Annotated in this window: 4 protein-coding genes and 4 tRNA genes; 7 read left to right on the top strand and 1 reads right to left on the bottom strand. The window is 49.8% G+C overall.

Annotation, left to right across the window (positions count from 1 at the left end):
* Nucleotides 1–349: 349 nt before the first annotated feature.
* Nucleotides 350–1,378, top strand: coding sequence for a UDP-N-acetylmuramate dehydrogenase (gene murB / locus CRO87_RS22140; protein ID WP_097165042.1), 1,029 nt, complete (start codon nt 350–352; stop codon nt 1,376–1,378).
* A complete protein-coding gene (gene birA, locus CRO87_RS22135; protein ID WP_097165041.1) occupies nt 1,375–2,337 on the top strand; it encodes a bifunctional biotin--[acetyl-CoA-carboxylase] ligase/biotin operon repressor BirA in 963 nt (320 codons plus the stop codon). The genes murB and birA overlap by 4 nt, the downstream gene beginning before the upstream one ends.
* 26 nt (nt 2,338–2,363) lie before the next feature.
* On the opposite strand, the gene coaA is transcribed toward birA, so the two are convergent.
* The gene (gene coaA / locus CRO87_RS22130; RefSeq protein ID WP_097165040.1) at nt 2,364–3,314 is read right to left on the bottom strand and encodes a type I pantothenate kinase; all 951 of its coding nucleotides are present in this window, start codon (nt 3,312–3,314) and stop codon (nt 2,364–2,366) included.
* A 405-nt stretch (nt 3,315–3,719) separates the two neighbouring features.
* Between coaA and CRO87_RS22125 the strand changes: the two genes are divergently transcribed.
* The 5 genes from CRO87_RS22125 to CRO87_RS22105 all read left to right on the top strand — a co-directional run.
* Nucleotides 3,720–3,795: transfer RNA gene (locus tag CRO87_RS22125), tRNA-Thr, on the top strand.
* A gap of 8 nt (nt 3,796–3,803) precedes the next feature.
* Nucleotides 3,804–3,888, top strand: a tRNA-Tyr gene (locus tag CRO87_RS22120).
* Nucleotides 3,889–4,004: 116 nt separating this feature from the next.
* Nucleotides 4,005–4,079: transfer RNA gene (locus CRO87_RS22115), tRNA-Gly, on the top strand.
* A 5-nt stretch (nt 4,080–4,084) separates the two neighbouring features.
* A tRNA-Thr gene (locus tag CRO87_RS22110) sits at nt 4,085–4,160 on the top strand.
* 113 nt (nt 4,161–4,273) lie between these two features.
* Nucleotides 4,274–4,449 (top strand): GTP-binding protein (locus tag CRO87_RS22105; RefSeq protein WP_000031655.1); only part of this gene is annotated, 176 nt, incomplete at its 3' end.

The following is a 4,449-nucleotide window of genomic DNA, read 5'->3' as shown; positions in this document are numbered from 1 at the left end:
GTAGTGTGGGGTCTCCCCATGCGAGAGTAGGGAACTGCCAGGCATCAAATAAAGCGAAAGGCTCAGTCGAAAGACTGGGCCTTTTGTCTTATCTGCGGTTTGTCGGTGAACGCTCTCCGGAGCAGGACAAATCAGTCGGGAACGGATTTTCACAGCACGACCGTGCTGCCCGGAGGGTGACGGGCAGGACGCCCGGCATACAACTGCCAGGCATCAAACAGACAAGAAAACCTCATGCGAAAGCATGGGGTTTTTTTGCGTTTGTCCGCAGCCTTTCCACAGACATATCCACAAGCCTTCATTGCCTGAATACGGTAAACTAGCCGGGATCTTGCATCTGGAAGCCACTATGAATCACTCCTTAAAGCCCTGGAATACCTTTGGTATCGATCGTCATGCCCGCCAAGTTGTCCACGCGGAAAATGCAATTCAACTCCTTAATGTCTGGCAGCAGGCAACCTCTGAAAACCTGCCTGTCCTCATTTTAGGCGAAGGTAGTAATGTCCTTTTTTTAGAGGATTATTCTGGTGTTGTCCTGATCAACCGTCTTAAAGGGATCGAGGTGAGTGAACTGCCAGATGCATGGCTCCTGCATGTTGGAGCGGGTGAGAACTGGCATAGTCTCGTTAAATACACCCTTGAGAAGGGGATGCCCGGCCTTGAAAATCTGGCACTTATTCCCGGTTGCACAGGCTCATCACCTATTCAGAATATCGGCGCTTACGGCGTGGAACTGCAGCGCGTCTGTGCATATGTCGACTGCATTGAGCTCTCTACTGGTTTACAAAAACGACTAAGTGCGGAAGAGTGCCGGTTTGGCTATCGCGACAGCATCTTTAAGCATGAATATCAGGACCGCTATGTCATTGTGGCTGTAGGGTTAAAGTTAGCCAAAGCCTGGCACCCGGTACTAAGCTATGGCGACCTGACCCGACTGGATCCTCAAACTGTCACGCCACAGCAGGTTTTTGATGCTGTCTGCCACATGCGTATCACAAAGTTACCGGACCCTAAAGTGAACGGTAATGCTGGCAGCTTCTTCAAAAACCCAGTGATTAACAGCACGGCGGCAGAAAAGCTCCTGGCTGCTTTCCCGAGTGCACCACACTACCCACAGGCAGATGGCAGCGTCAAACTTGCGGCGGGCTGGCTTATCGATCAGTGTCAGCTGAAAGGCGCGAGAGTTGGTGGTGCCATGGTGCATCGCCATCAGGCACTGGTTTTGATTAATGAAGACAATGCGACCAGCGACGACGTTGTTGCGCTGGCTCGCTATGTGCGCCAGCAGGTCGGAGAAAAATTTGATGTGTGGCTGGAGCCTGAAGTACGGTTTATTGGTGCTCAGGGTGAAGTCAATGCGGTGGAGGTGATCGCGTGAAGGATAATACGGTGCCATTAAAGCTGATCTCGGTTCTATCGGATGGTGATTTCCATTCCGGAGAGCACCTCGGCGAGAGCCTGGGGATGAGTCGGGCGGCGATTAATAAACACATACAGACGCTGCGCGACTGGGGTGTGGATGTGTTTACGGTTCCAGGAAAAGGCTACAGTTTGCCGGAGCCCATTCAACTGCTGAATGAAGATCTTATCCGCAGCAGCATCAGCGAAGGTGCCGTTACGGTGCTCCCTGTTATTGATTCCACCAACCAGTATTTGATGGACAGGCTGGCGTCGCTTCGTTCGGGTGATGTATGTGTCGCGGAATACCAGCAGGCGGGCCGCGGTCGCCGTGGGCGTAAATGGTTCTCGCCCTTTGGTGCGAATCTCTATTTATCAATGTACTGGCGACTTGAGCAAGGGCCAGCCGCAGCGATTGGCCTGAGCCTTGTTATTGGTATCGTAATGGCTGAAGTGTTGCACAGCCTCGGCGCAGATAAAGTTCGCGTAAAATGGCCGAACGACCTCTATCTGCTGGATCGCAAGCTTGCTGGCATTCTGGTTGAACTCACTGGTAAGACGGGAGACGCGGCGCAAATTGTCATTGGCGCTGGAATTAACCTCGCTATGCGACGAGTGGAATCCGATGTGATTAATCAAGGATGGATTAATTTGCAGGAAGCCGGAATCAAAATTGATCGAAACACTCTTGCCGTGCGTTTAATTAAAGAACTACGAGCTGCGTTGTTGCTGTTTGAGCAAGAGGGCCTGGCGCCTTATCTCCCTCGCTGGGAAAAACTGGATAACTTTATAAATCGTCCGGTGAAATTGATTATTGGCGAGAAAGAAATATTTGGTACTTCTCGTGGCATTGATACGCAGGGAGCATTATTGCTTGAGCAGGATGGAGTAATTAAGCCCTGGATGGGTGGGGAAATCTCACTCAGAAGCGCAGAATAAAAAAAGGGAGCCAAAGCTCCCTTTTTTTATTTCCGCAACCGTACCTGTTCGACGGAGTGGTTAGCACTTTTGGTCAATATCAAACTTGCCCTTTCGCGCGTGGGAAGAATATTTTCTTTTAGATTCAATAGATTGATTTCATTCCACAATGCCGTGGCGACGTTGGTCGCTTCATCTTTGGATAATTTTGCATAGTTGTGGAAATAAGAATCCGGATCGGTGAACGCGCCTTCGCGGAATTTCAGGAAGCGATTGATATACCAGTTTTTCAACTGATCTTCCGGGGCGTCGACATAAATAGAGAAGTCGACAAAATCGGAAACGAATACATGATGAGGATCGTGCGGATAGTCCATCCCGCTTTGCAAAACGTTCAGACCTTCAAGAATAAGGATATCTGGATGCGTGACCGTCTTATCACCATCAGAAATAACATCATATATTAAGTGGGAATAAACCGGGGCTGTCACATCGGCCGCACCAGACTTAATGTCTGAAACAAACTTCACCAGGCGATGCATATCATAGGACTGAGGAAAGCCTTTCTTCTTCATCAGCCCGCGATCTTTCAACACTTCGTTAGGATGCAGGAAGCCGTCGGTGGTAATCAATTCCACGCGGCGATGTTCCGGCCAGCGGCTGAGTAATGCCTGAAGGACTCGAGCCGTGGTACTTTTACCCACCGCCACGCTACCTGCGATACTGATAACATAAGGAATACGCGGCGCATTCGTCCCCAGGAACTGTTCGAGTACGGCCTGGCGGCGAAGGTTAGAGCTTATATAGAAGTTCAGCAAACGCGACAGTGGCAGATAGATCTCAGCCACTTCTTCCAGCGACAAATCTTCGTTTATGCCTTTCAGACGGGTGATTTCGCCTTCAGTTAACGTCATCGGCACGGAATCACGAAGTGCAGCCCATTGGCTGCGGTTGAACTGTAGGTACGGCGTCATTAACGTTTGCTCTTTTTTGCTCATAAGCATGTTCTGCTCACTATCACCAGCTTCGGGTGCGGAAAACCGATGATGTGGGACATTCAGTTAATCAGGACAATGGGCAGGAGGTTAACACCAGAATGAAGGGAATAAGAAGAAAAAATCGGATTTAGTGATGCTTTCGGCACAATGCAACATGCCGGGCTTCCTTTTAAACGCTTGAGTGGCGTTATAGAGGTGCCTCGAGTGAACAGATGATAGGCTTTCTATACTGCGGTACAGAAACAGGGTGGGCTAAATGAGATCCTGTGCCTGTTTTTTGTTCGCAGATGGCGGAATTTGCACCATTTTTACGTGGTTATGCGCAAAATGTGAGCAAGAGATCGTTTTATGCAATTTTTTAGTTGCATGCCCCGCCATGTCTCCCTAGAATGCGCGCTACTTGATGCCGACTTAGCTCAGTAGGTAGAGCAACTGACTTGTAATCAGTAGGTCACCAGTTCGATTCCGGTAGTCGGCACCATCAAGTCCGGTGGGGTTCCCGAGCGGCCAAAGGGAGCAGACTGTAAATCTGCCGTCACAGACTTCGAAGGTTCGAATCCTTCCCCCACCACCACTTTCTGGCAGCGTTTACGCCGCCTGAGTTGGTAGAAGTAAATCGCCAACTCGAACAAGAAAAGAGAGAAATCTCTTTTTTGTTACAGAAAGAACTGGGTAGCCGAGTTTCAGGATGCGGGCATCGTATAATGGCTATTACCTCAGCCTTCCAAGCTGATGATGCGGGTTCGATTCCCGCTGCCCGCTCCAAACGTGCTGATATGGCTCAGTTGGTAGAGCGCACCCTTGGTAAGGGTGAGGTCCCCAGTTCGACTCTGGGTATCAGCACCACTTCAATCTCCTCCTCCCTGTTTCTCTCTGTTAATTGCATTCAACAAGTCAGGCATGTTGCCTGGTTGATGTGGTGATATCACCGATTTATCCGTGTCTTAGAGGGACAATCGATGTCTAAAGAAAAGTTTGAACGTACAAAACCGCACGTTAACGTCGGTACTATCGGCCACGTTGACCATGGTAAAACAACGCTGACTGCTGCAATCACTACCGTACTGGCTAAAACCTACGGCGGTGCTGCTCGCGCATTCGACCAGATCGATAACGCACCAGAAGAAAAAGCTCG

The sequence above is a fragment of the Enterobacter sp. CC120223-11 genome (assembly GCF_900215375.1).
In the GTDB taxonomy this organism is placed as follows: domain Bacteria; phylum Pseudomonadota; class Gammaproteobacteria; order Enterobacterales; family Enterobacteriaceae; genus Scandinavium.
The sequence above is the reverse complement of the archived record's forward strand: the minus strand, read 5'-3'. Positions and strand labels throughout refer to the sequence as shown.